The sequence below is a fragment of the Marinicauda pacifica genome, assembly GCF_004793635.1.
Taxonomy (GTDB): Bacteria; Pseudomonadota; Alphaproteobacteria; order Caulobacterales; family Maricaulaceae; genus Marinicauda; species Marinicauda pacifica.
Genome location: NZ_SRXV01000001.1, coordinates 701,710 through 726,269, shown reverse-complemented (window position 1 = coordinate 726,269; position 24,560 = coordinate 701,710). Strand labels below are relative to the sequence as shown.

Sequence of the window (24,560 nt, the reverse complement as noted above, 5' to 3'; positions counted from 1 at the left end):
GGAAAGAGCGGTAGCCCGGCTCGCCCGCGGCGTCCGGGGTTTCAGCGATAAGCCCTGAAACCCCGGACGATGTGAAGCGAGACCCGGCAACTGTGTCAGATGGTCCCGCATCGGGGGGGCCAGAGTCAGAACGATTTCCTGATACCGATCTCGAACGTGCGACCGAGCGGGTTCGCCATCCACGGATCGTAGCCGAACTCCTGCTGCGCGGCTGGCGGGGCTTCGTCGAACATGTTCGCGACGGTTGCGGTCAGGGCGAAGGCCTCGGAAATCTCGAACCGGTAGGTGAAGTCGGCTGTGATCCAGTCCTCCCCATCCTCGCCGTACTGGATGCCCGGGCGCTCGTCCTGGACTGCAGAGACAAAATTCACGCCGAGACGGAAATTCTGACGGTCGAGGCGGTAGTTGGCGTTGAAATTCGCGCGCAGTTCGGGAGCTGCCTGGGCGAAGGTTGCAAAGTTGAGGAAACCGAGACGGTCGTCCCCGTCCGACACCTGGACTCCGTCAAGCGTCGTCGGCCCGGTCGCCAACTCGGTGATCAGCGTGGCAGTCACGTTCAGGGCAAGGTTTCCGGGGCCCAGCGGAAGTTCGTAAAGGGCCTGGACGTCAAAGCCGTTCGTGGTCTGGCCGGGGCCGTTGCCGAACCGGGTGGAGACCAGGGAAAAGCTGCCGACGCCGCTCATGCCCACCGTGCAGCCGGAATTGAACGTGATGCGGTTGAGCAGCGGCTGCTGGTTCGGGTCGCAGGTCGTGATCGTATTGCCCGGACCGTTGAAGACAAGGCTTGCAATCTGGTTGGGGTCGGCGATCTCGCCGATCTCGCCTTCGGTCTCAATGTCGAAATAATCGACGATCAGCTGGAAATCGTGATCAGGCAGGAAGCCCGGACTTTGCCATATCGCCCCGATATTCCAGGACTTTGCCGTTTCAGGCTCGAGATCGGAATCGGTGATGAAGTGTGCGCCCAGCCAGTTATTGGCCGCGACCGTAAATGTACGCGCCCCCACGGTCACCGCGCCCGGGGTCACGCCGATCGGCGGGGTCTGGTAGTTCGTGCCGTAAGAGCCACGAAGGGTCAGCGGACCCCACACATCCCACCGTCCCGAAACCTTGTAGACCGTGGCGCCCAGGCCACCGGAGAACTCCTCGCGCCGTGCGGCCGCCTGAACGTCCAGATTGTCGAGCAGCGGAAGCTGGAGTTCGCCGAAGAAGGAATATTGCTGCTGGTCGGCGTAGTCCGGCGGATTGGTCGCAAAGAGCACGTACGGTCCGGGCCCGTCCGGGGTGCAGCCTCTGAAGCGCGGATCCGTAGTGGGATGGGGATTGGATTCCAGATTGTCGGAACCGGCACCGTTCGCACTGGTATATCCGTCAGGCCACGGGCACGGCATGCTCCCGTCGAAGAACTCGCTCTCGATGGTTTCGCGGCTTTCCAGTTGCCGCGCCTGTCCGCCCAAGGCCCAGCCGATTTCGCCGCCGGGAAGCGCGATGCCGGACATGCCGTTGAAGACCAGGTCGAGCGTCAGATTTGAGCTAACGGTCTCGGTTGCTCGCGGGTCGAACAGCCACCGTGTGAGCTCGCCCGAATTTTCGCTGCCCGCAATATGGTTCGGATTGGCCAACCCAAGCTCGGGCTGGCCGGCAAAGGCACTTGAGAACGGGTTCCACCACATGCAGCCATTCTGGCCGGCCGCGGTGGGATTCTGCGTCCCGAAGCGTGCCGGATCGAGGTCAGGCGCGTTGCAGTTCGGGCCGCCGAAGCCGGAAAGGGCTTCCTGCAGCCGGTAGCCGAGCGTGTCGGGATGGGTGTTGTAGGCGATCTGCTGATTGTAGGTGACAGCGAGATCGTAGCCGATGCCCTCGGCGATGCCGGCCCAGTCTGAAAACTCGCCGGTGAGCGCTGCCGTCACACGCCAGACCTGGTTGTCGACCCTGTCGGCAACGCCATACCCGACCCCGTCGCTCATATACGGGTTGCCGCCATGGGCGAGCAATCTGTAGGTCAGCGGCGTGAACCCCTCGGCGCCGGCGACGCCGTTGGCAGCCGCAAACGCGGCGGCATGGGGGTTCGAAATCGGCACGTAGAACTGGTCGAGCAGGCCAGCGGCCATGGCCGGGCCGCGAATGACAGGTTGCGAGGGCGAACCGAAGACCTGCGGGGAGGTCACCTGTCCGTAGGACGCGTCCATATGGAAATCCATCCGGTCGGTGATTTCCGCATCGAGCTGGGCGTAGAGGCGGTATATTTCGTTCTCTTCGACCAGGTTGTAGTACGGGATGTAGTTGTAGGCGCAGGTATAGACGTTGTCGTAGCGCCCGCCGACCGCAGCGCAGGATTCTGGCGTGAAGTCCGATACGATCCCGCTGACCGGCGGGCCGAACTCTCCAGCGGCCGTTGCACTGGGAATCACCGGAAGCGCGCCGCGCGGGGTCCAGCCCGCGAGGTTCGTCAACGTGGACCAGGGCGCCGGATTGTAGCCAGGCTGGGTCGGGTCGAGCGAGGCGTAGGTGAAATCGCGGTCGAGCGTGCTCAAGCGGGAGCGATGCTCGTATTCAGCCGACCACATGAAGCTGACCCGGTCATCACCGAAGCCGCCGAGAATGCCGATCGAATAGTCTCCATCCGACCCATCTATGAACGTGTACTGGGCATCGACTTCGAGTCCGGTGAAACCGTCTCGTGTGATGAAGTTGACCACTCCGCCCGTCGCATCGGCGCCATAGATCACGGCGGCCCCGTCCTTGAGTATCTCGAGACGGTCGAGTGCGATCGATGGGATATTTGAGGTGTTCTGGCTCATCCGCCGGCCATTGAGCAGGACAAGTGTCTTGTCCGCGCCGATTCCGCGCAGATTGTAGTTCACCGAGCCGGTGAGCGCCGGGCCGCCGAAATAGTAGGACTCACCGGTCGTCGGCCCGGAAATGGTGAGACTCTTCGCGAACTCGAGCGCGGTTGGCGAGCCTTGATCGATAAGGTCTTGCCGGGAGTGGACTTCGACCGGCAGAGCGGCGTCGAGCGGTGTGCCCCGGATGTGCGAGCCGGTGACAACGATGCGATCCATGGTATCGCGACCGGCCCCGGTTTCACCAGCTTCGGCCTGTTCGACCGCTATGGGCTCCTGCGCCCAGACGACGGGCGCACCTCCTGCCAGTGCGATGAGAATTGCAGCGCCAGACGCGCCGCGCAGCGAGCTTTTCATGATAGTCCTCCCCATTTTGCAGAGCTTATATTCACTCTTGTGTTAGTGAATTTTGTCTGGCCGAAGGAAATCGTCAACCGAAAATTGCCAATCGCCGGGATGAAAGACGATCCGGCATGGCGGTCAGGGACTTGCCCGAGGCGTCCAGACACGGTCCGCCGGGCGTTTTGCCATTTCGAGGTTTTCGATGGGTTGGAAGGACCGTCCGGAACCAGGCTCCGCCGTCAAGCGCGGATGGCTACGACGCCCTCAGGCTGCATCACGTCCCGCTACGAAACACGAATGCCGGGGAACGAGAACCACCCAGCCCGCTTGCCCTCCAATGCTTCGAGGCTCGCTGCGCTCGCGCCTCAGCATGAGGGGGGGATGGGATTTAACATCCTGATATATTTCTGAGTTTATGCACCCGATGCCGCACCACCCTCATCCTGAGGTGGCCGCGCAGCGGCCCTCGAAGGATCGGATGACGGCCTCATCTATCCCAACTCCCCCTCTTTCCCAGCGAATGCCGGGATCCAGAGAGCGTGGAGCGGTGTCATCGGATGACGCCGCCCTGCCCTCTCCTGGGTCCTGACTTTCGTCAGGAAAGAGGGGGAAGTGAGACGTGAGCGTCGACGTAGCAGGAGGCGAGCGTCCGCTTTGCGGCCCCCCGCTCCCCGGCGAAAGGCGGGGCCCAGGAGAGGACGCAACGGCGTCATCGGATGACGGCGTTTCACGATCTCCAGGCCCCGGCCTGCGCCCGGTACCGAAGATCAACGTGTTGGCTTGCCCTCCGATGCTTCGAGGCTCGCCTGGCGGCGAGCACCTCAGCATGAGGGGAGCGGACGGGATTTAACGTCCTGATATATTTCTGAGTTTATGCACCCGATATCACCCTTCACCCTCATCCTGAGGTGGCCGCGCAGCGGCCCTCGAAGGATCGGATGACGGGCTCATCTATTCCAACTCCCCCTCTTTCCCAGCGAACGCTGGGATCCAGAGATCGCAGGGCGCCGCGCGTCCCCCCTGGGTCCTGACTTTCGTCAGGAAAGAGAGGGAAGTGAGACGTGAGAGTCGAGGCAGCAGGAGGCGAGCGTCCGCTTTGCGGCCCGGCGTCTCGCCGGCGCCCGTCGTCATCCCCGGGCTTGACCGGGGATCCAGAGATCATGGATCACCAGCAGGCTAGAACAATTGCATCACTCTAGATGATCGATAGCGACGCGAACTCCATGAGGATCAGCAGCACTCATGAGGCGATTGGCCGGCCCAAAAAGCGATTTATCTCCCAGGGAAAGCGTGACGCATGAAGAGGCCATCTCGGCGACTTCTCCAAGGAGAATCTCAAGCGCCTCAGCATCGAGGGTCTCATCAGAAAGCAGCAGATTGCCCTGACTATCAGCGTACAGAACGGGACCGGATTCACACTCGCGCGAATGCTGGGAGATGTCCCAACCGATGCGCACAATGAGAATGGCTGGAACGACAAAAAAGACCAGAAGCACTGCCCACCAAAAGAAGCGCATCTGCTACCCCAGCAGCTTCTTCTGGAGGATCTCGTTGACCGCTTGCGGGTTGGCCTTGCCGCCCGTGGCCTTCATGACCTGGCCGACGAACCAGCCCATGGCCTTGGGCTTGTCCCTCACCTGGGCCGCCTGCTCGGGGTTCTGCGCGATCAGATCGTCGACCACCTTTTCGATGGCACCGGTGTCGGTGATCTGTTTGAGGCCCTTTTTCTCGACGATGGCTTCGGGATCGCCGCCCTCGTCCCAGAGGATTTCGAAGACTTCCTTGGCGATCTTGCCGGAGATCACGTCCTCTTCGATCAGCTTGACCAGCTTGCCGAGCTGCTGCGGGCCGACCGGGCTCTCGGTGATCGACAGGCCTTCCTTGTTCAGCCGGCCGAAGAGCTCGTTATTGACCCAGTTGGCGGCCAGCTTGGCGTCGCGTCCCTCGATGACCTTTTCAAAATAGTCGGCCCGGTCCTTGTCGGCAGCCAGCACCGAAGCGTCGTATTCGGACAGGCCGAGCCTGGACACGAAACGCTCGCGCTTCTCGGCCGGCAATTCGGGCAGGCCGGCTTTCAGCGTCTCGATGAAGGCCTCTTCCAGCTTCAGCGGGAGCAGGTCGGGATCGGGGAAGTAGCGGTAGTCATGGGCTTCTTCCTTCGACCGCATCGCCCGCGTCACGCCGGTATTGGCGTCGAACAGGCGGGTCTGCTGGATGACCTTGCCGCCGTCCTCGAGGAGGTCGATCTGGCGCTGGGCCTCATACTCGATGGCCTGCTGGATGAAGCGCAGCGAGTTGACGTTCTTGATCTCGCAGCGTGTGCCGAGATGGGAGAAATCCCCGCTCTCGCGGAATTTCTCGTACGCGCCCGGCTTGCAGACCGAGACGTTCACGTCGGCGCGCATCTGGCCCTTTTCCATGTCGCCGCCGCACGTATCGAGATAGCGCACGATGGTGCGCAGCGTGCGCACATAGGCCGCCGCGTCGCCGGGGCTGCGCAGGTGGGGACGCGACACGATTTCCATCAGGGCGACGCCGGAGCGGTTCAGATCGACATAGGTCGCGTTCGGATCGAGATCGTGGATCGACTTGCCCGCATCCTGTTCCAGGTGCAGCCGCTCGATGCCGACCGTGAAGCGCGAGCCGTCATCGCGCTCGCACTCGATTTCGCCCTCGCCCACGATGGGAAACTCGAACTGACTGATCTGATAGCCCTGCGGCAGATCGGGGTAGAAGTAATTCTTCCGGTCAAAGCGCGAGAAGCGGTTGATCTTCGCGTTCAGCCCCAGCCCGGTGCGCACGGCCTGGGCCACGCATTCCTCGTTGATCACCGGCAGCATGCCGGGCATGGCCGCGTCGACCAGGCTGACATGGCTGTTGGGGGCCGCACCGAACTCGGTCGAGGCGCCGGAGAAGAGCTTCGACTTCGAGCGCACCTGCGCGTGCACTTCGAGACCCACGACGATTTCCCAATCCCCGGTCTGACCGGGAATGCGATAAGTGTAGTCGGCGGTATCGAGCGGCATCGGGCAAAGTCCTGCTAGGGCGTGAAAACGGGGTCGGTCTGTGGCGGCGTCTCAGCGTGTCGTGTCAGTCTGGTTTCTTCTCGGTCATGGCGTCGAGCGATTTTTTCAAGCGGGTAAAGAAGAAGACGTTCAGCATCCCGACCGCACCGGCCACCAGCATCGTGATGCCGATCGCCATCTGCAGACCGCCCTCGCCGAACCGGCCGGACGCCAGCAGAGCGCCGAGAATGGCTACGAGGCCGAAGCCCAGGATGAGCAGGCGGCGTGTCATCGTCTATTGCCCGTCCAGCCTCAAGCCCACCACTTCTCGGGCCTGGCGCTGAACCCGGCGGAGTCCTCCAGCGCGGCGCCGACAGAGAACATCGTCTCCTCGTCCAGCGCGCGTGTGATGACCTGCAGGCCGAGCGGCAGGCCGGACTTGTCCAGCCCTGCCGGCACGCTCATCGCCGGGATGCCGGCGATATTGGCCGTGACCGTGAAGATGTCGTTGAGATACATCTCGATCGGGCTCGCCTTGGCCTTCGAACCGATGCCGAACGCGGCCGACGGCGTTGTCGGCGTCAGGATGGCATCGACCTTTTCGAACGCGGCATTGAAGTCTTCCAGGATGCGGCGGCGCACCTTGAGGGCCTTCAGGTAATACGCGTCGTAATACCCCGCGCTCAGCACATAGGTGCCGATCATGATCCGGCGTTGGACTTCCTTGCCGAAGCCGGCCGCGCGGCTCTTCTCGTAGGTGTCGATCAGGTCCTCGCCCTCGACGCGCTGGCCGTAGCGCATGCCGTCATAGCGCGCCAGGTTGGAGGAGGCCTCGGCCGGCGCGATGATGTAATAGGCCGGCAGCGCATATTTCGTCATCGGCAGGGAGATATCCACGATCTCGCAGCCGGCCGCTTCCAGCCATTCGCGGCCCTGGCTCCACAGCGTCTCGATCTCGCCCGGCATGCCCTCGACACGATATTCGGACGGGATGCCGATCTTCAGCCCCTTCACCGACTTGCCGACAGCAGCCGCGAAATCAGGCACTTCGCCGGTATAGCTGGTGGAGTCCTTCGGGTCCGGGCTGGCCATGTGCTGCATCAAAATGGCGTTGTCGCGCACGGTCCTGGTCAGCGGGCCGGGATGATCGAGCGAGGACGCAAAGGCGACGACGCCCCAGCGCGAGCAGCGGCCATAGGTCGGCTTTGCGCCCACCAGCCCGGTGAAGGCCGCAGGCTGACGGATGGAGCCGCCCGTGTCGGTACCGGTCGCGCCGTAGGAAATGCCCGCCGCCAGCGCCGAGGCCGATCCGCCGGAGGACCCGCCGGGAACCAGTCTCTCGTCAGAGCCCTTGGCGCGCCACGGATTCACGACCGCGCCGCTGGCCGCGGTCTCGTTCGAGGAGCCCATGGCAAACTCGTCCATGGAGGTCTTGGCGAAGAAGACCGCGCCGGCATCCCACAGATTCTGCGAGACCGTGGATTCGTAGGTCGGGGTGAAGCCTTTCAGGATGTTGGACGAGGCCGTCATCTCGACGCCCTCCACCGCGAACAGATCTTTCATCGCGATCGGCACGCCTTCCAGCGCACGCCCATTGCCCGAGGACAGCCGCTCGTCGCTGGCCCTGGCCATGCGCATCGCCCGCTCGCCATCGATCAGCGTGAAGCAGTTCAGCGCACCTTGCGCGGCTTCGGCCTCGCGAACCGTGAATTCGGCAAGCTCGGTGGCGGTGAAGTCTTTCTTCTTCAGCCCGGCGGCCGCATCGGCGAGGCTCAGCGTGGAAAAATCGGTCATCGAACTCTACTCCACGCTTTTGGGGACGACGAAGAAGCCTTCTTCGGACCGCGGCGCGTTCTTCAGGATATCCTGGGTGATCTCGCCGTCCGTTACCGCGTCGGGCCGCAGGGGCAGCGGCGTGGACACAGCCGTCGTCATCGGCTCCACACCCTCCACATCGACCTCGCCCAATTGCTCGACCCAGTCGAGAATCCCGTTCAGCTCGCCGGTCAGCTGCTCGATGCGATCGGTCGGCTCGGCGATACGTGCCAGCCGCGCAATGCGACGGACATCATCCTGGGTAACGGACATGGGTAAAACACTCCGGGAAGAGACGAAGGACGTTCAATCGTGTTGACGTACCAATGCCTGTGCTGCGGCGCAAGAAGGCGGTGCGCCATACGCTCCCGCAGCTGTCAGGCGAAGCCGGATTTGCGACGCTTTCTTGCCAGTCGCTCAACGTCACTGGCATAGGCCATGGCCTTCCTGGCGCGTTCGAACGCTTCTTCGCTCAACTCGTCGGCTGCTTTACCAAAGGCCTCGCTGTCGCCCGCTTTCAATCCGGCCAGGGCGGCCTGCAGCGTCGCGCCAACCTCGTAGAATCCCGCTCCGTCGCGTGAAATCATCAGAAGCGGCTCGCCCAGCATCTCGGCCGGGTCGAGCGCCGGCCCGTAAAGTCCTTCACGCGGCTCCTCCGGCTCGCACTGCCTGGACTGCTCGCGCCAGCCGAGCAGCGTACGCTCGATCGAGCGCACGGCCTCCACCGCCGTGCCGGGATCGTTCACGCCTGGCGACAGCGCGCGCAAGGCAATCTCGGCCAGTGCTATGAGCGCGAAATGCGGGTCGGAGGCGTAAGTGCGGCGCGGACCGGTAACGAAGGCGTTGCGCACCGTCTCTATCGCATCCTCCTCCAGCTCTCCGGTGACGCGTACCAGCGGGCTGGCCGGATCGGAGAAAGCGCCGATCGGCGTCACGATATCGATCTCGACGCCTTGCTCCTTGCATACCTTGAGCAAGGCATTGCCATCGATGACCTGGACAAAGCCCGGCTGCCGGGTCACCACCGGCCAGGACTCTTGCGGGAACGCGCGGGCCGGCCGGCCGCCATAGTTCGGGGCGTGGAGCCGCGCCTTGAACGCCGTCAGCCCCGCATTTTCGACCCGCTGAATCGCCTCCCCGACATCGCCCATCAAGGAAAGCGTGCGAATCCACCGGATCAGCATCACGACCACGATGGCGATCAACACAAGCGTCATGACGAACAGCATCACCTGGCCGGTATCGTCATAGAGATTGGTCGCGAGCCCGATAATGCCGAGCAGGCTGAAGAGAAACGCTCCGATGAAAGTGGCGACGGCGTTCTGGGCAGTCTCGTCCTCGATCACCAGCGGGCGGGCACGCGGCGTCGCGGAATCAGAGGCCGCCCGGAAGGCCGCAACCATGGTGGAGAGCGAGAAGATTGCGACCGCCAGAAGGCTGGACGCCAGGATGGTCAGGATCGAGTCGACCGTCTCGGCTTTCACCACGGCTTCCCAGGCATCCGGCATGAATCGGTCGAACACCGGCGTAATCAGCGTGATGGCGAGTGCTGCGACCGTGAACAAGGCCGGGCGGAACCAGATGGAGCGGAGCCCCTGGCGCAATAGGAAACCAAACTTGGAGAACATGAACGCCTGCGCCTCTAACCGGATGTACTGAGAAATTCCCGGACCCGTCTAACGCGCCATCTCGCCGCCCGTTCAACCCTTTGTCAGGCACAGGTCGCGGCAATGCCCGACAGCAGGCAAGGAAAGACGGGCAACCGCGGTTCGGCTACCCGTCTTGCCTCCTTTGCCGGCACCATGGCCGACGGTCGCCTTATTCGGATGGGGCGGCGTCCATGCCCGCCTCGCCTCGAAGGTGCGTGTCGAGGAAGTCGACATAGGCGTTGGAGGCCTCGATGCGGTTTTCCCGCTTCAGGAAGCCATGGCCCTCGTCTTCGAACACGATGTATTCGACGGGCACGCCATTGGCGCGCACGGCTTCCACGATCTCGTCGCTCTCTACTTGCAAGACGCGAGGATCGTTGGCGCCCTGCACCACAAGCAGCGGCTTGACGATATTGTCTGCGTGAAAGAGCGGAGAGATGGCCCGGTGGCGTTCGGCATCGGTCGCCGGGTCGCCCATCTCGTCATAGAGCGCCTCGCGGAAGGCTTCCCACCAGGGCGGAATGGATTCCAGCGTGCGCACCCAGTTGGTTACACCGAAGATGTTGATCCCGGCGTCGAAGGCCTCCGGGTGAAAGGCCAGCGCCGCCGCCGTGATATAGCCGCCATAGGAGCCGCCGATCACGCCAACCGCATCGTCCTGCACCCAATCCTGGGCGCGCAGATACTCGCCGGCAGCCACGATGTCCTGGAGATCCTCCTCACCGTGGCGGCGGTCATCCATATGGAAGAAGGTCTTGCCATAGCCCGAGCTTCCCCGGTTGTTCGCCGCGTAGACCGCGTAGCCATGATCGACCAGGTGCTGGACCATGGCGCTGTAGCCGGCGCGGCTCTGCCCGCCCGGTCCGCCGTGAACCATGACGAGCGCAGGAACCGGATTGTCGGCCGAGGCCTCGTGGGGACGATACATGATGCCTGGAATGGTCAGCCCGTCGAAGCTTTCAAAGCGCACAATCTCGGCTTCGACCAGCTCCTCCGGGTCGAGCTCCGGGTTCAGCGCTTCGGTCAGCTGGCGATGCTCGCCCGAATTGAGATCGACCCAGTGCACGTTCGCCGGCGCAGTCGAGGAGGTCACCAGGAAGGCAATCTGGCGCTCGCTCGGAGAGAAGCGCACCGACGCAAGATCGCCGGCCGGTACGCTGGACGGCAGGAGCAGCTCGCCCCCCGTGTCCTGGTCGAGCACGGTGACCTCGGTAAAGCCGTCGGCATTGATCGCGCTGACCCGGTAGCGGCCGGAGTTGGAGTAGGCGACGTACATGACGTCCCAGTCTGCCTCGATCAGCGGGCTCTGCTCGCCGGTCTCGATCTCGTAGCGCCACGCCTGGTTCCACTCGCCGTGCTCGTTGGTCGCGTAGACCAGGGCTTCGCTGTCCGGTGTGAAGGTGTAGGTGCTGTAGGCGATATTGCCCTCGTGACCGGTAATGAGCTGCGGGGCCTTGTCCTCGCTTGCCAGGTCGACCAGCAGGATATCGCTATCGGCCGAAGTCCGCGGGCGGTCGAGGGCCAGCCAGCGCCCGTCCGGGCTGATTGCTGTCGGCTGGAGCGCGTCGGTGTTCTCGAACACCAGCTCGCGCTCATAGCTCCCGGCGTCGTAGGCATAGACATCGAAGGCAGCCGGATCGCGCTCATTGCTGGTGACCCAGAAACCGGTCCCGTCCGCGGTCCAGCCCGCGAAATCGGCCTTCACGTTGTCGCCGGGTGTCAGGTCGGTCAGCGTACCGTCCAGCTCGCGCACATAGACGTGATTGAGCTCGTCGCCGCCGCCGTCCATCGTGACCAGGGCGCGGCCATCGGCAGGAAACCAGCTGACCGCAAAGACGGCATTGCCGGTCGACGTCGTCAGCGCCTCGCGCGTCCCGCTTTCCGGATCGAGCGCGAAGGCATTGAACACGCCGGTCTCGTCGGAGGAGATCAGGAGCTGACCGGTCTCGGAAGAAAACGCGTGACCGGACGACGATGCCATGCCGAACGAGGTGGTGTTGAAGAAAACCTCGGCCGAATGGGCCTCGGCGGTGTCCCGGCCGGTTGCGGCCGCGTTATCCCCGCCCGTCGCGGTCCCGGGCGCGTCGCAGGCGGTCAGCGCAAGGCCGGCCAGCCCCAATACGAGCGTCGTTGCTGAAAAATTCATGGTGGCATCCTCCCCAAAGGTGAAGGGAGGCTAGCACGGTGGCCCGGGGAGTCGAACGCAACGTAGGCCCTACTCCTCCTTCATCAATTCCTCTACGAAGCCTTCCAGCCAGGGATGGCGCACCCGTTTCAAGCGTTCCGCGTGCAGGATTTCGGACATCTTCTCCAGCGCGCGGGAGAAATCGTCGTTCAGGACGACATAGTCGTATTCCTGCCAGTGCTCGATCTCGTCCTTGGCGCGCTGCATGCGCCCGCGGATGATCTCCTCGCTATCCTGCTTGCGCTTGGTCAGGCGTTCGCGCAGCAGCGCCAGGGAGGGCGGCAGGATGAAGACGCGCACGCAGTCGTCCGGCGCCGCCTCGGCCAGCACTCTTGCGCCCTGCCAGTCGATGTCGAACACCACGTCGCGCCCCTCGTCGAGCGCCTCCTCGATCGGGCCTTTTGGCGTGCCGTAATAATGATCGAAGACCTTGGCCCACTCGTAGAATTCGCCAGCCTCGATCTTCTGCTTGAACGCCTTTTCGGACAGGAAGAAATAGTCCTGACCGTCGACCTCGCCGGGGCGCGGCTTGCGGGTTGTCGCGGAGATGGACAGCACGACATCCGGATTGAGAGCGATCAGGCGCTTGGACAGCGTCGTCTTGCCCGCCCCGGACGGGCTGGAGAGCACGAACATCAGTCCACGGCGGCGTCCGCGAAATACCGGACCGGAGAGGCCATCACCGCTCATCGTCTACTCCACATTCTGAACCTGCTCGCGCATCTGATCGACGGCGGCTTTCATGGCCAGCCCCAGATCGGTCAACTCGCGATCGGAGGATTTCGAACACAGCGTGTTTGCCTCCCGGTTAAACTCCTGCGACAGGAAGTCCAGCTTGCGCCCGGCCGGGGAGCCGGCGGCGAGAAGCTTCCTTGCGCTGTCGATATGGGCCGATAACCGATCCAGCTCCTCGCGCACATCGGCGCGTACCGCAAGGCTGGCCGCCTCCTGGGCAAGCTTGTCCGCGTCCAGACCCTGGGGCAGCAGCTCTTCGAATTTGGCCGCGATGCGGTCGCGAATGGCCTCCGGCTGCGTGGCGGCATGGGCCGCCGCAGCGTCGCGCAAGTGTTCGATCTCGCCGATATGAGCGTTCAGCAGGCGGGCCATCGCCTCGCCCTCCTCGCGCCGCGCCAGCTGAAGGCCGGCAAGCGCCTCGTTGGCCGCCTCCAGCATCAGCGCCTCGATTTCAGCCTGGCGCGCGTCGTCCGCGTCGGCTTCCGGCGTGGTCAGCACGCCTTTCAAAGCCAGCAGCCCGTCCACACGCGGCTTGTCGGCGAGCCCGGCCTCCACCAGAGCCCGTCCCGCCTCGGCCAGGGCGCGCAGATGCTGGTGATCGATCTGGAGTGCGCCGCCGCGCTCGGCTTCGACGAAGTTGATGTTGACGCTCAGCGATCCGCGGACGAACCGGGCCTTGGCGCGTGCCTTGATTTCGGTCTCCAGCCGGTCGAAGCCGGCCGGAAGGCGCACACGCAGGTCCAGGCCCTTGCCGTTGACCGAGCGCGCCTCGGCGCTGGCCGTTCCCGGCGCGCCTGCCGCTTCGGCCCGGGCAAAGCCGGTCATTCCGGATAGCTGGCTCATCTCACTGCCCCCCGCGCTGGCGTTCGATCCGGCGCCAGGCCGCGACATTGCGATTATGCTCGGCCAGCGAGGTGGCAAACGCGTGCCCGCCCGTGCCGTCGGCCACGAAATAGAGATAGTCGGTATCCGGGGGATTGAGCACGGCCCGGATCGAGGCTTCGCCCGGATTGGCGATGGGGGTCGGGGGCAGGCCATCGATCTGGTAGGTGTTGTATCCGTTGGCCAGGCCGTCGAGCTCGGATCGCCGGATGCCGCGCCCCAGAGGCTCCCCGCGCGTTAAACCGTAGATGATCGTAGGGTCGCTCTGCAGGCGCATGCCGCGGCGCAGGCGGTTGACGAAGACAGACGCCACCATCGGGCGCTCGGCTGCCACACCGGTCTCCTTTTCCACGATCGACGCCAGGATCAGCGCCTCTTCCACGCTGTCATAGGGCAGGTCTGGCGACCGCCCGGGCCAGAACTCGTCGATCAGGCGGTTCTGCGCGTCGCGCATGCGCTGCAGCACGGCTTCGCGCTGCGTTCCGCGTGTAACCAGATAGGTCTCGGGAAGCAGGCTTCCTTCGGCGGGAACCGCGTCGATCTCGCCCTCCAGCACCGGGTGGGCCTCCACGATCGCCGCGATCATCGCGCTGGTCAGCCCCTCGGCGGCCGTGACCGGGTAGTGGATCGTCTCGCCCTCGCGCAGGATGTCGTAAATATCCGCCATCGACGCGTTTTCGGGGATAGCGTATTCCCCGGCGCGCAGATCGCCCTGCCCGCCATCCAGCGTCACCATCGCGCGGAATATCCGCCCGTCGCTCACGAGGCCTTCGCGCTCGAGCACGTCGGCAATGCGGATGAGCCCGGAGCCGGGCTCGATCATGACCGTTTCATTCTGACCGGCCGGACCCTCGGCGTGAAACCGGGCCTGCAGCCAGGTATAGCCGGCAAACGCGCCACCGGCGGCCAGTACGGCAAAAATGACGAGAAGCAATGCCAGCCAGGCAAATACCCGCGCCGGACCGGAGCGGCGCTTCGGCGTCTCCGGGGCACTCTGTGTCTTGGCCATGGCCGGTTACCCTTCGCGTAAAGGGATCAGTCCGCCCGGCGGAAAATGACCGATGCGTTCGTCCCGCCAAACCCGAAGGAGTTGGACAAGGCCACGTCGACGGTCTTCTTCACCGCCGCCTTGGGCGCCAGATTGATCGCGGTTTCCACCGACGGGTTGTCGAGGTTGAGCGTCGGCGGGCAAATCCCGTCGCGCATCGCCAGGATAGAGAAGATCGCTTCGACGGCGCCGGCCGCGCCAAGCAGGTGGCCGATGGCCGACTTTGTCGAGCTCATCACCAGACTGTCGGCCGTGCCGCCGAACAGGCGCTCGACCGCGCGCAGCTCGATCTCGTCACCCTTCGGCGTGGACGTGCCATGCGCATTCACGTAGTCGATGTCGCCGCCGGTCATGCCGGCATTGTCCAGCGCCATCTTCATGGAGCGATAGCCGCCGTCACCGTCCTCGGCCGGAGCCGTGATGTGGTAGGCATCGCCCGACAGCCCATAGCCGGCGACTTCGCCGTAGATTGTCGCGCCACGCGCCTTGGCCGAGTCGTAGTCTTCAAGAATGACGACCCCGGCGCCCTCGCCCATCACGAATCCGTCGCGGTCCTTGTCATAGGGACGCGAGCCGGCCTTGGGATTGTCGTTGAAGCCGGTCGACAGCGCGCGTGCCGCACCAAAGCCGCCAAAGCCGAGCCGGGTAATGGCCGATTCCGCACCGCCGGCGACCATCATGTCGGCATCGCCATAGGCGATCAGACGGGCCGCATCGCCAATGGCGTGCGCGCCGGTCGAACAGGCCGTCACCACCGCGTGGTTCGGCCCCTTCAAACCATGCCGGATCGAAACCTGACCGGAGGCCAGGTTGATCAGCATCGCCGGAATCACGAACGGGGACAGCTTTCGCGGGCCGCGTTCGTGCAGCGTGACCGAGGCATCGTAGATGGTCTGAAGCCCACCGATGCCGGAACCGATCAGCACGCCGGCGCGCTCGCTCGCCCGCTCGTCGGCCGCTTCCCAGCCGGAGTGCTTCAAGGCTTCGTCGGCAGCCGCGATCGCATAGAGGATGAAGTCGTCAATCCGCTTCTGCTCTCGCGGCGCCATGACCGCGTCCGGGTCAAACGAACCGTCCACATCCGGCGCCCCGCCATTGCGGCCGTCCACCCGAGGCACGATCCCGGCGATCTGACAACTCAGATCGTCGGTCTCGAAATGCTCGATACGGGCCAGGCCCGACTGACCCTGGATCAGGCGAGACCATACGGTCTCGACTCCGCACCCGAGAGGGGTGACGAGCCCGAGACCGGTGACGACAACGCGGCGCTTCGACATGGAGCGGTCCGCTTAGCTGGTTTTTTCGGAAATGAACTTCACGGCGTCGCCGACCGTCTGGATATGTTCGGCGGCATCATCGGGAATTTCGATGTCGAATTCTTCTTCGAAAGCCATGACCAGCTCGACATTGTCGAGAGAGTCGGCGCCCAGATCGTCGATGAAGGAAGCCGATTCGGTGACTTTTTCTTCTTCGACGTCGAGGTGTTCGACAACGATTTTCTTAACCCGGGCAAGAACGTCAGACATAGGAAACCTTTCCAAAAGCACTATGCGCGGCAGAGGTATAGCCGCTCCAGGGACAATTTTGAGGCACCGGTTGCCCTGTGGCCTCCGATCCCCAGTATAGCGGGCTGATAACACGGCTTTTTCACCGATACCAGCAGCCCGAAACAATCGTCTTCCGTGCAGATGCATCTTGATGCACCGACTCGCAAGACGCGATATCAGATCATGGCCATGCCGCCATTCACGTGCAATGTCTGGCCTGTGACATAGCCCGCTTCGTCGCTGGCAAGATACACACAAGCCGACGCAATGTCCGCACCGCTGCCCAGATCGCCTGCCGGGATCTTTGCCAGAATCGCCTGTTTTTGCTCATCATTGAGCGCATCGGTCATCGGCGAGGCGATGAAGCCCGGCGCGACGCAGTTGGCTGTCACCCCGCGCGATGCCACTTCCTGGGCAAGCGCCTTGGTGAAGCCGATCATGCCGGCCTTTGAGGCCGCATAATTGGTCTGGCCGGGGTTGCCCGTTACGCCCACGATCGAGGTGATGCCGATGATCCGGCCCCAGCGGGCCTTCATCATTCCGCGCATCGACGCCTTGCAGAGGCGGTAATGGGCTTCCAGGTTGACCCGCATCACGGTCTCCCAGTCCTCGTCCTTCATGCGCATCAGCAGCTGGTCACGGGTCACGCCGGCATTGGAGATGAGGATGTCGAGCCCGCCCAGCGCTTCGGAGGCCTGCTTGGGCAGGGCGTCGACGGAGGCGGCATCGCCCAGATTGCACGGCGTGATCTCGACCCGCTCGCCCAGCTCGCTCGCCAGTTCCTGAAGCTTCTCCTCGCGCGTTCCCGAGATGGCGACGGACGCGCCCTGAGCATGCAGCGCGCGGGCGATATCGCCGCCGAGCCCGCCTGTTGCGCCGGTCACCAGCGCTTTCTTTCCTGACAGATCGAACATGTCGCTTATCCCTTGATCTCTTTGGCGAAGGCTTCGAGGTCTTCAGGCGTGTTCAGCGCCAGACCGGTTGCCTCCTTGGTGGTGCGCTTCAGCATTGTGGTCAGCACCTTGCCGGATCCGCACTCGACGAAGCGGTCAACGCCGTTCTCCGCCATCCACAGAACACTTTCGCGCCATCTCACGCGGCCGGTCACCTGCTCGACCAGCTGGGCCTGGATCAGGGTGGCCTCGTCGACCGGACCGGCATTCACATTGGTCACCACCGGCACTCTTGGCGCGCGGATCTCGGTCTTGCGCAGGGCTTCGGCCATGACTTCGGCGGCCGGTTGCATCAGGGCACAATGGAAGGGTGCGGAGACCGGCAGAAGCATCGCTTTCTTCAGGCCTTCTTCCTGCGCGGCCGCCATCGCGGCTTCCACCGCGGCCTTCTCGCCTGAAATCACGATCTGACCCGGCGCATTGTCATTGGCGATCGCGACGATTCCCGTTTCGCTGCCCTTGGCCACCGCGCGCTCGGCCAGGTCCTCGTCCGCACCCAGCAGCGCCGCCATGGCGCCTTTGCCAACCGGCACCGCCTGCTGCATCGACTGGCCGCGCAGCTTCAACAGCCGGGCCGCATCGGTCAGCGACAGCGCGCCGGCGGCCGCCAGCGCGGAATATTCGCCCAGCGAGTGACCGGCGACGAATTTCGCTTCGGTCACAGAGACACCGAACTCGGATTCCAGCGCGGCCATGACCGCCATGGAATTCGCCATCAGCGCTGGCTGGGCGTTCTCGGTCAGGGTCAGCGTTTCGGCCGGCCCCTCCCACATGACAGCAGAGAGCTTCTGCCCGAGTGCATCGTCGACCGCCTCAAACACGGCGCGCGCGGACGCGAAGGCATCGGCAAGGTCCTTGCCCATGCCGACCGACTGGCTGCCCTGTCCGGGAAAGGTGAAAGCAAGCGCCATGCGTGGCGTCCTCCCTGCTAGGTATTTCCTGTGCGGCGTCGATAGACTGGCCAGGGGCCCGGTGGCAAGGCGCGAGCGGCGGCTCACCGGCTATATCTGTGCCTTCAGATCCATGCTGCGGTGCAAGACGCGGACGATTTCGACCACGTCCCCGACCAGCCTGTAGACCAGGAGATGCGACGCCGCGCGGATCGCACGGTAGCCGGGCCTGACATCGTCGATCGCATATCCGCGCAGCCGATGATGAAGCAATGCGCGCATCACCGTATCGAGATCGCGCAGATAGACATCGGCCTGGACGGGCGACCACCGTTCGGCCGAATATCGCCAGATCGCTTCGAGATCCTGCCGGGCTCGCGGCCTCAGGATCAGTTCAGGCACGCTTGCCCCAGGCCGCGTTCTGGTCGTCCAGGAAGGAGTCCATGTCGAACGCTTCGGCAGGACCGCTTTCCTCGCCTTCGACAATGGCCGCTTTCAGCCGGTCGCGTGTGAGCGCCCGGTCCTCGAGCAACCTCAGCCCGTCGCGCAAAACCTCGCTTGCCGAGCTGTAACGGCCAGATCTCACTTCGCGCTCGACGAATTCACGCAGTTCATCGCTCAGAACGATTGAGGTATTGCGAGGCATTCAAGCAAACTCCTTGTCGAGAGTCCGAAGCTACCAGATATTGGTATCGCCTGCAAAAGCGCAGCGGCCTTGCCCGCTCTCCTCATTTCCCGTATATCCCGCGCCTTCACCGGTCTGCGGTCCGTTCGTTCAACCCCTGTTGCATGGTGCGGCATGGGCGCGCTCGGAGCCATCGTGGACGGTCCGGCCCTTCGGACCCGACGCGCCGCAGCCCACAGACAGAAGGGTCATATATATGGCTAAGTACGAACACACGTTCGTGGCCCGCCCGGATATTTCCCCGGCGCAGGCCGAAAGCCTCCTCGAGGACCTCAAGACCCTCGTCGAGGAAAACGGTGGCACGGTCAACAAGACCGAATACTGGGGGCTTCGCACCCTCGCCTACCGGATCAACAAGAACCGCAAGGGCCATTACGGCTATATCGACATGGAAGCCGGCAACAAGGTGCTCGACGCCCTGGACTACCGCCAGCGCTATGCCGACGACGTCATGCGTCACATGACGATCAAGGTCGACGAGCTCTCCGAGGAACCCTCCGCGATCCTTCGCAAGGGTGACGACCGCAAGCGCAAGCCGCGCTAAAGGAGATTTGAATCATGGCTGATATGTCGATTTCCAATGTTCCCGCGCGCCGCGCCTTCACGCGCCGCCGCAAGGTCTGCCCGTTCTCCGGCGATGATGCGCCGAAGATCGATTACAAGGACGTGCGGCTGCTTCAGCGCTACATGTCCGAGCGTGGCAAGATCGTGCCGTCGCGCATCACCGCGGTGTCCCAGAAGAAGCAGCGTGAACTGGCTCGCGCCATCAAGCGTGCCCGCTTCCTGGGTCTCCTGCCCTACGCCGTCGATTAAGGAGAGAGCGCAATGCAAGTCGTTCTTCTTGAACGTGTCGACAAGCTCGGCGCCATCGGCGACGTGGTTGACGTCAAAGCGGGCTTTGCCCGCAACTTCCTGCTGCCGCAGGAAAAGGCCCTTCGCGCCACCAAGGACAATCTCGCCCGCTTCGAGCGCGAGCGTGAAATCCTTGAAAAGCGCAATGAAGAGCGTGCCCAGAAGGCCCGCGAGGAAGGCTCCCACCTGGACGGCGCGAAATTCGTGCTGATCCGGCAGGCGTCCGAAAGCGGCCAGCTCTACGGGTCGGTCTCCACGCGCGATATCGCCGAGGCAGCCTCCACCGAAGAGTACACCGTGTCTCGCGGCATGGTCGATCTGAACACCGCCATCAAGACGCTGGGCCTGCACGAAGTGCGCCTGGTCCTGCACGCCGATGTCGATGTGACCGTGACGATCAACGTGGCGCGTACGCCCGAAGAGGCCGAGCGTCAGGCGACCGGCGAGGACGTGATCGCCTCGGCGGCCGAAGAGGACCGCGCCCTGGCCGAAGCCCAGGCCGCGCAGCTCTTCGAAGCCGGTGCCGAGCCGGACGAGCTGAGTGACGAAGACGACGGCGAGGCTGACGACGCCGAAGCCAGCGCGGACGAGGAAGACAAGGCGTAAGCCGGCCTCCCGTGATAGTCGTGATAATAAGAAGAGGGCGGCCGGTTTTCCGGCCGCCCTTTTTTCGGCCTCATGTAAGGGGCGGGCTCTAACCGGCCTGATCGCCCCGCAAGCGCTCGATCCGCAGTTCCAGCCGCCGGATGTCGCGGGCGAGCTTCTGGCCCTCCATTACCGGCATCAGGCCCATTTTCAGCACCGGCGCGACGATCAGCAGCACCAGCGCGGGCAAGCCCCAGCGCAGCGCCTCGATCACGCTGTCCTGCTGGTAGAAAACCCAGGCGAACCAAACGCCGGCTATGAAGAATACGGCCTGGGCGACCATGAGAATGAGATTGGCCCACCCGGCGGGCCCAGCGAATGTGCCGAAGGCGCGCTCGAAAAAGCCCGGTTCGCGTTCGAGTTCATGCAACAACCCCTGCTCCTCATCGTCGAGTGCGTTACGAATCATCTCGTCAAGATCGCTCATCGATCTCTCCTTCCAGAAAGGCGCGCAGTTTTTCGCGCGCATGCATCAGGCGGGTCTTCACCGTGCCCGCCGGCACGTCCAGGGCCACCGCGACTTCCGCAATGGTCATATCCTGCAAGTAAAAGAGCGCGATCGCCGCACTCTGTGCCGGGGGCAGGCTGGCCAGCGCCTCGCGGACCCGAGCCTGATCCGGCGCGAGCTCGGCACGGCTTCCTGCCCCGGTCTCCCGCGGTTCGCGCGCCTCGCGCTCGGCCAGAGCGCGGTCGCGCTGGCGGAGCTTGATGTGGGCCGCGCACTGGCGCGTCACGATGCGCAGGATCCAGACCGCGAAGGCCCGGTCCTCCTTCAGACGTGCAAGCCCGCGCAGCGCCTGGGTCCAGCTCTCCTGCACCGCGTCACGCGCCGGTTCGCGCTCGCCCAGCAAACGCCAGGCGTGCGCCGTCATCTTCGGCGTCCACCGGCGCACCAGCATATCCAGAGCACCGCGATCGCCGAGGCGTATCTCTGCCAGCAGGTAGGCGTCCAGGCTGCGTTCGGCATCTCGCGATGAAGACACGATGGGCCTCCTTTTGATGGGAGGGTGCGTCCGAAACGCCAGACGGTTCAATCGGGATTCGATTTTCCACAGCGATCCACAAAGCACTGCCTCGTGTGAAGAACCCGAAGCTGCACAGACGGCGCGTGTCGGGTAGAACCCTCCCCATGACCGCTGAACTTACTCATCATGATGCGGGGCCGGACGACCGCCACAGCCTCACCCCGCCGCACAATATCGAAGCCGAGCAGGCCTTTCTTGGCGCTCTGTTGTACGAGAACGACATTTTCCACCGTGTCGCCGACTGGCTGCGCGCAACCCATTTTTACGACCCCGTCCATGGGCGGATTTACGAAGCGGCGACCAAGCTGATCCAGCAAGGCCAGCTGGCCGACGCCGTCGTGCTCAAGAACAGGTTCGAGCGCGACGAGGGCCTGAAGGAAATCGGCGGCTCGGTCTATCTTGCAGATCTCATGCGAGAGGCGCCCGATCCTGCGGCTGCCCCGGAATACGCGCGTATCGTCTACGATCTCGCACTGCGCCGGGCCCTGATCACCATCGGGTCGGAAATTACCAAGACTGCGATGGACGCCGGTGTCGAGGACGAGGCCAAGAACCTCATCGAGAGCGCCGAGCGCTCGCTCTTCCGGCTCGCAGAGAGCGGTGCGGCTTCCAAGGGCTTCATGCCCTTCGCGCAGGCGCTGGGCGACTCCGTCGCGATGGCCGAGGCCGCCTACAAGCGCGGGGGCGGATTGTCGGGCACGTCGACCGGGTTGAAAACGCTCGATGCCAAGCTCGGCGGGCTCCACCCGTCCGACCTCCTGATCCTCGCGGGACGGCCCTCGATGGGTAAGACCGCGCTCGCGACCAACATCGCCTTCTCCGTCGCGCGCAACTACAAGGCCGACGAGCTGGCCGACGGCACCCGCAAGACGGTTGAAGGCGGCGTTGTCGGCTTCTTCTCGCTGGAGATGAGCGGCGAACAGCTCGCAACCCGCCTCATTGCGGACTACACGGGTATTTCCGGCTATCATATCCGCCAGGGCCGGATCGACGCGGCGCAATATGAAGACATTCGCGACGCGGTCGAGCAGATCCAGGACTGTCCGCTCTATATCGACGACACCGGTGGCATCTCCATCGGTGCCCTCGCCGCGCGAGCACGCCGCCTCAAGCGCATGCACGGGCTCGATCTTATCGTGATCGACTATCTTCAGCTCATCACGACCTCGAACTCGCGCGCCGACAGCCGGGTCCAGGAAGTCTCCGAGATCACCCAGTCTCTCAAAGCGCTGGCGAAGGAACTGGATGTGCCCGTGATTGCCCTGTCTCAGCTATCCCGCCAGGTTGAACAGCGCGAAGACAAGAAGCCCCAGCTATCGGACCTTCGCGAATCCGGCTCGATCGAACAGGATGCGGACGCGGTTCTGTTCGTCTACCGCGAAGCCTATTATCTGGAACGCCTCGAGCCTCGCGAGGGCACCGAAGAGCACCTGAAATGGGAAGACGAAATGCGCGAGATCCGCAATCAGGCCGAAGTCATCATCGGCAAGCAGCGCCACGGTCCCATCGGGTCGGTCAAGGTCGCCTTCGACCCCGAGCGCACGAAGTTCTCCGACCTCGAAGATACGGGGCGGTACGATAACAACTACGATTAATCCCGCTCATGCCGTCGCCTCTCCGGATCCGCGGCTGATCGTGGATCTCGACGCGATTGCGCGAAACTACGGCACATTGTGCCGTCTGGCCGGCGGGGCACAGGTCGCCGGCGTGGTGAAGGCCGATGCCTATGGTCTCGGCGCCGCCCAGGTCGCCCCTCGCCTGGCGAAGGAAGGATGCCGGACCTTCTTTGTGGCCACGGCACGCGAGGGAGAGGCATTACGCAAAGCCCTGCCCGGGCTCGAGGCGGAAATCTTCGTCTTTCACGGCTACTGGCCGGGCGAGCGTGCGCGGATCGTGTCGGCCCGCCTGATCCCGGTCCTGAACAGCGCCGACCAGATCGAGGCGTTCCGAGCCGATGGCGGCGGCGCCTGCGCGATCCATTTCGATACCGGCATGAATCGTCTGGGTCTTTCATCCAGAGAGACCGAGGAACTCATCGCCGGCGCCTCCACGCTGGCCGGACTCGATCTTCGCCTGATCATGAGTCACCTCGCCTGCGCAGAAGCGCCTGACCACCCCAAGAATGGCGCCCAACGAGATCGTTTCGCCGACATTGTGCGCCGATTGCCACCCTGCCGCGCGAGCCTTGCCAATACCGGCGCGGTTCTGTTGGGCGAAGCGTATCATTTCGACCTCGTCCGGCCCGGGATCGGACTGTATGGCGCCCACCCGGCCAACACGTCCGGAGGACCGTTCGAACCGGTCGTCGCTATCGAAGCGCCCATCCTGCAGCTGCGCGAGATCGCGGCAGGCGAGACCATAGGGTATGGCGCCCAGGTCACGGCCGACCGCGCAATGCTGACCGCCACGCTCGCGCTGGGATATGCCGACGGCTTCCTGCGCGCTACCTCGCCAGGAGCGGCCGGGCGGATCGGGAATACACGCATACCCCTGCTCGGAAGCGTCTCCATGGACCTCAGCGTCGTCGATGTCAGCGCGGTCCCGGGTCAACTCAAGCCAGGCGACAGGGTGCGCTTCCTCGCAAGCGCACTGAATGAAACAGCGGCCGCCGCGGGAACGATCGGCTATGAACTCCTCACGCGGCTTGGCAGCCGCCTGACGCGCGTATACGAAAGCGATCGATGAGCCTGCCAAATCCTTTCCGGGCCACGGGCCGAGGCGTGCTTGCACTCATGCGCAGTGCCGGCGCCATCACCCTGTTTGCCGCTGCGGCTGTCTTCGCCATGGTGCGTCCGCCCTATTTCCTTGGTCAGCTCCTCAGCCAGATCTGGCGAATCGGCTTTCTGTCCCTGCCCGTGGTGGGCCTGACCGCGATCTTCACCGGCGGAGCGCTGGCCCTGAACATCTACACGGGCGGGTCGCGCTTCAATGCCGAATCCTTCGTGCCCAATATTGTCGCGCTCGGCATCGTGCGTGAACTCGGTCCGGTGATCGCGGCGCTGATGCTGGCCGGACGCGTCTCGGCAGGCATTGCAGCCGAAATCGGCGCAATGCGCGCCACCGAACAGATCGATGCGCTGCACACCCTGTCCACCGATCCGATGCGATACCTCATCGCCCCGCGCGTCCTGGCCGGAGTGCTGGTCCTGCCCATCCTGGTCGCGATCGCGAATGTGATCGGTGTCCTCGGCGGATTTGCCGTATCGACCACCTCGCTGGGGTTTGACGGGGCGATCTACGTGCAGAATACCGTCGATATCCTGACCCGCTGGGATGTCGTCTCCGGCCTGATCAAGGCGACCGTCTTCGGCTTCCTCCTGACGGTCATGGGTTGCTATCACGGCTACAATGCCGCGGGCGGCGCGCAGGGCGTTGGCCGGGCCACGACGAATGCGGTCGTGGGCGCAGCCGTGTTGATCTTTGCGGCGAACTTCCTGCTCACCTCCTGGTTTGTCTGAC

General features: G+C 64.0%; 25 protein-coding genes. 6 read left to right on the top strand and 19 right to left on the bottom strand.

The genetic code is table 11. The features are described 5' to 3' along the window. Positions 1–125: 125 nt before the first annotated feature. From E5162_RS03555 to E5162_RS03475, 17 genes are all read right to left on the bottom strand, one after another. Positions 126–3,200 carry a TonB-dependent receptor domain-containing protein gene (locus tag E5162_RS03555; protein ID WP_135943559.1) on the bottom strand — a complete coding sequence of 1,025 codons (3,075 nt, stop codon included), beginning with the start codon at positions 3,198–3,200 and terminating at the stop codon, positions 126–128. A 1,175-nt stretch (positions 3,201–4,375) separates the two neighbouring features. After that, positions 4,376–4,702: a hypothetical protein gene (locus E5162_RS03550; protein ID WP_135943558.1), complete on the bottom strand. Its 327-nt coding sequence runs from the start codon at positions 4,700–4,702 to the stop codon at positions 4,376–4,378. Positions 4,703–4,705: 3 nt separating this feature from the next. After that, on the bottom strand, positions 4,706–6,211 hold the full coding sequence (gatB, locus tag E5162_RS03545; RefSeq protein WP_135943557.1) for an Asp-tRNA(Asn)/Glu-tRNA(Gln) amidotransferase subunit GatB: 1,506 nt from the start codon (positions 6,209–6,211) through the stop codon (positions 4,706–4,708). Between the two features lie 64 nt (positions 6,212–6,275). Next, on the bottom strand, positions 6,276–6,482 hold the full coding sequence (locus E5162_RS03540; protein ID WP_135943556.1) for a hypothetical protein: 207 nt from the start codon (positions 6,480–6,482) through the stop codon (positions 6,276–6,278). 20 nt (positions 6,483–6,502) lie between these two features. Then, positions 6,503–7,984, bottom strand: a complete 1,482-nt coding sequence (gatA, locus tag E5162_RS03535; RefSeq protein WP_135943555.1) for an Asp-tRNA(Asn)/Glu-tRNA(Gln) amidotransferase subunit GatA — start codon at positions 7,982–7,984, stop codon at positions 6,503–6,505. Between the two features lie 6 nt (positions 7,985–7,990). Then, positions 7,991–8,278: an Asp-tRNA(Asn)/Glu-tRNA(Gln) amidotransferase subunit GatC gene (gene gatC, locus E5162_RS03530; protein WP_135943554.1), complete on the bottom strand. Its 288-nt coding sequence runs from the start codon at positions 8,276–8,278 to the stop codon at positions 7,991–7,993. A 104-nt stretch (positions 8,279–8,382) separates the two neighbouring features. Continuing rightward, positions 8,383–9,633, bottom strand: a complete 1,251-nt coding sequence (locus E5162_RS03525) for a DUF2254 domain-containing protein (RefSeq protein ID WP_135943553.1) — start codon at positions 9,631–9,633, stop codon at positions 8,383–8,385. A gap of 190 nt (positions 9,634–9,823) precedes the next feature. Continuing rightward, positions 9,824–11,800 (bottom strand): S9 family peptidase, encoded by a 1,977-nt coding sequence (locus E5162_RS03520; RefSeq protein WP_135943552.1) that lies wholly within the window; start codon positions 11,798–11,800, stop codon positions 9,824–9,826. A gap of 69 nt (positions 11,801–11,869) precedes the next feature. After that, complete coding sequence (gene gmk / locus E5162_RS03515) at positions 11,870–12,529, bottom strand: guanylate kinase (protein WP_135943551.1); 660 nt, start codon at positions 12,527–12,529, stop codon at positions 11,870–11,872. Between the two features lie 3 nt (positions 12,530–12,532). Next, positions 12,533–13,417, bottom strand: coding sequence for a YicC/YloC family endoribonuclease (locus E5162_RS03510; protein WP_135943550.1), 885 nt, complete (start codon positions 13,415–13,417; stop codon positions 12,533–12,535). A 1-nt stretch (position 13,418) separates the two neighbouring features. Then, positions 13,419–14,465, bottom strand: coding sequence for an endolytic transglycosylase MltG (gene mltG / locus E5162_RS03505; RefSeq protein ID WP_135943549.1), 1,047 nt, complete (start codon positions 14,463–14,465; stop codon positions 13,419–13,421). A 26-nt stretch (positions 14,466–14,491) separates the two neighbouring features. After that, complete coding sequence (fabF, locus tag E5162_RS03500) at positions 14,492–15,781, bottom strand: beta-ketoacyl-ACP synthase II (protein ID WP_135943548.1); 1,290 nt, start codon at positions 15,779–15,781, stop codon at positions 14,492–14,494. Positions 15,782–15,793: 12 nt separating this feature from the next. After that, positions 15,794–16,030, bottom strand: a complete 237-nt coding sequence (locus E5162_RS03495; RefSeq protein WP_135943547.1) for an acyl carrier protein — start codon at positions 16,028–16,030, stop codon at positions 15,794–15,796. 197 nt (positions 16,031–16,227) lie between these two features. After that, positions 16,228–16,965: a 3-oxoacyl-[acyl-carrier-protein] reductase gene (fabG, locus tag E5162_RS03490; RefSeq protein ID WP_135943546.1), complete on the bottom strand. Its 738-nt coding sequence runs from the start codon at positions 16,963–16,965 to the stop codon at positions 16,228–16,230. Between the two features lie 5 nt (positions 16,966–16,970). Next, positions 16,971–17,915, bottom strand: coding sequence for an ACP S-malonyltransferase (fabD, locus tag E5162_RS03485; protein ID WP_135943545.1), 945 nt, complete (start codon positions 17,913–17,915; stop codon positions 16,971–16,973). A 90-nt stretch (positions 17,916–18,005) separates the two neighbouring features. Next, a complete protein-coding gene (locus E5162_RS03480) occupies positions 18,006–18,296 on the bottom strand; it encodes a type II toxin-antitoxin system RelE/ParE family toxin (RefSeq protein WP_158291186.1) in 291 nt (96 codons plus the stop codon). Continuing rightward, positions 18,289–18,540: a type II toxin-antitoxin system ParD family antitoxin gene (locus tag E5162_RS03475; RefSeq protein ID WP_135943543.1), complete on the bottom strand. Its 252-nt coding sequence runs from the start codon at positions 18,538–18,540 to the stop codon at positions 18,289–18,291. Before E5162_RS03475 ends, E5162_RS03480 begins: the two co-directional genes overlap by 8 nt. A 235-nt stretch (positions 18,541–18,775) precedes the next feature. Between E5162_RS03475 and rpsF the strand changes: the two genes are divergently transcribed. Genes rpsF through rplI form a run of 3 tightly spaced genes read left to right on the top strand, consistent with a single transcriptional unit; the run spans position 18,776 to position 20,037 of the window. Beyond that, a complete protein-coding gene (gene rpsF, locus E5162_RS03470; RefSeq protein WP_135943542.1) occupies positions 18,776–19,123 on the top strand; it encodes a 30S ribosomal protein S6 in 348 nt (115 codons plus the stop codon). A gap of 23 nt (positions 19,124–19,146) precedes the next feature. Beyond that, positions 19,147–19,392, top strand: a complete 246-nt coding sequence (rpsR, locus tag E5162_RS03465; protein WP_174234987.1) for a 30S ribosomal protein S18 — start codon at positions 19,147–19,149, stop codon at positions 19,390–19,392. Between the two features lie 12 nt (positions 19,393–19,404). Next, positions 19,405–20,037 (top strand): 50S ribosomal protein L9, encoded by a 633-nt coding sequence (rplI, locus tag E5162_RS03460; protein ID WP_135943540.1) that lies wholly within the window; start codon positions 19,405–19,407, stop codon positions 20,035–20,037. A gap of 88 nt (positions 20,038–20,125) precedes the next feature. On the opposite strand, the gene E5162_RS03455 is transcribed toward rplI, so the two are convergent. Together E5162_RS03455 and E5162_RS03450 are read right to left on the bottom strand one after the other, a co-directional pair. Continuing rightward, positions 20,126–20,503 (bottom strand): DUF6768 family protein, encoded by a 378-nt coding sequence (locus E5162_RS03455; protein ID WP_135943539.1) that lies wholly within the window; start codon positions 20,501–20,503, stop codon positions 20,126–20,128. After that, positions 20,490–21,059 carry an RNA polymerase sigma factor gene (locus E5162_RS03450; protein WP_206751027.1) on the bottom strand — a complete coding sequence of 190 codons (570 nt, stop codon included), beginning with the start codon at positions 21,057–21,059 and terminating at the stop codon, positions 20,490–20,492. Before E5162_RS03450 ends, E5162_RS03455 begins: the two co-directional genes overlap by 14 nt. Positions 21,060–21,205: 146 nt before the next feature. Between E5162_RS03450 and E5162_RS03445 the strand changes: the two genes are divergently transcribed. Genes E5162_RS03445 through E5162_RS03435 form a run of 3 tightly spaced genes read left to right on the top strand, consistent with a single transcriptional unit; the run spans position 21,206 to position 24,559 of the window. Next, positions 21,206–22,696, top strand: coding sequence for a replicative DNA helicase (locus E5162_RS03445; RefSeq protein WP_135943538.1), 1,491 nt, complete (start codon positions 21,206–21,208; stop codon positions 22,694–22,696). 40 nt (positions 22,697–22,736) lie between these two features. After that, on the top strand, positions 22,737–23,786 hold the full coding sequence (gene alr, locus E5162_RS03440; protein ID WP_158291185.1) for an alanine racemase: 1,050 nt from the start codon (positions 22,737–22,739) through the stop codon (positions 23,784–23,786). After that, on the top strand, positions 23,783–24,559 hold the full coding sequence (locus tag E5162_RS03435; protein WP_135943536.1) for an MlaE family ABC transporter permease: 777 nt from the start codon (positions 23,783–23,785) through the stop codon (positions 24,557–24,559). Before alr ends, E5162_RS03435 begins: the two co-directional genes overlap by 4 nt. The last annotated feature ends 1 nt before the right edge of the window (position 24,560 follow it).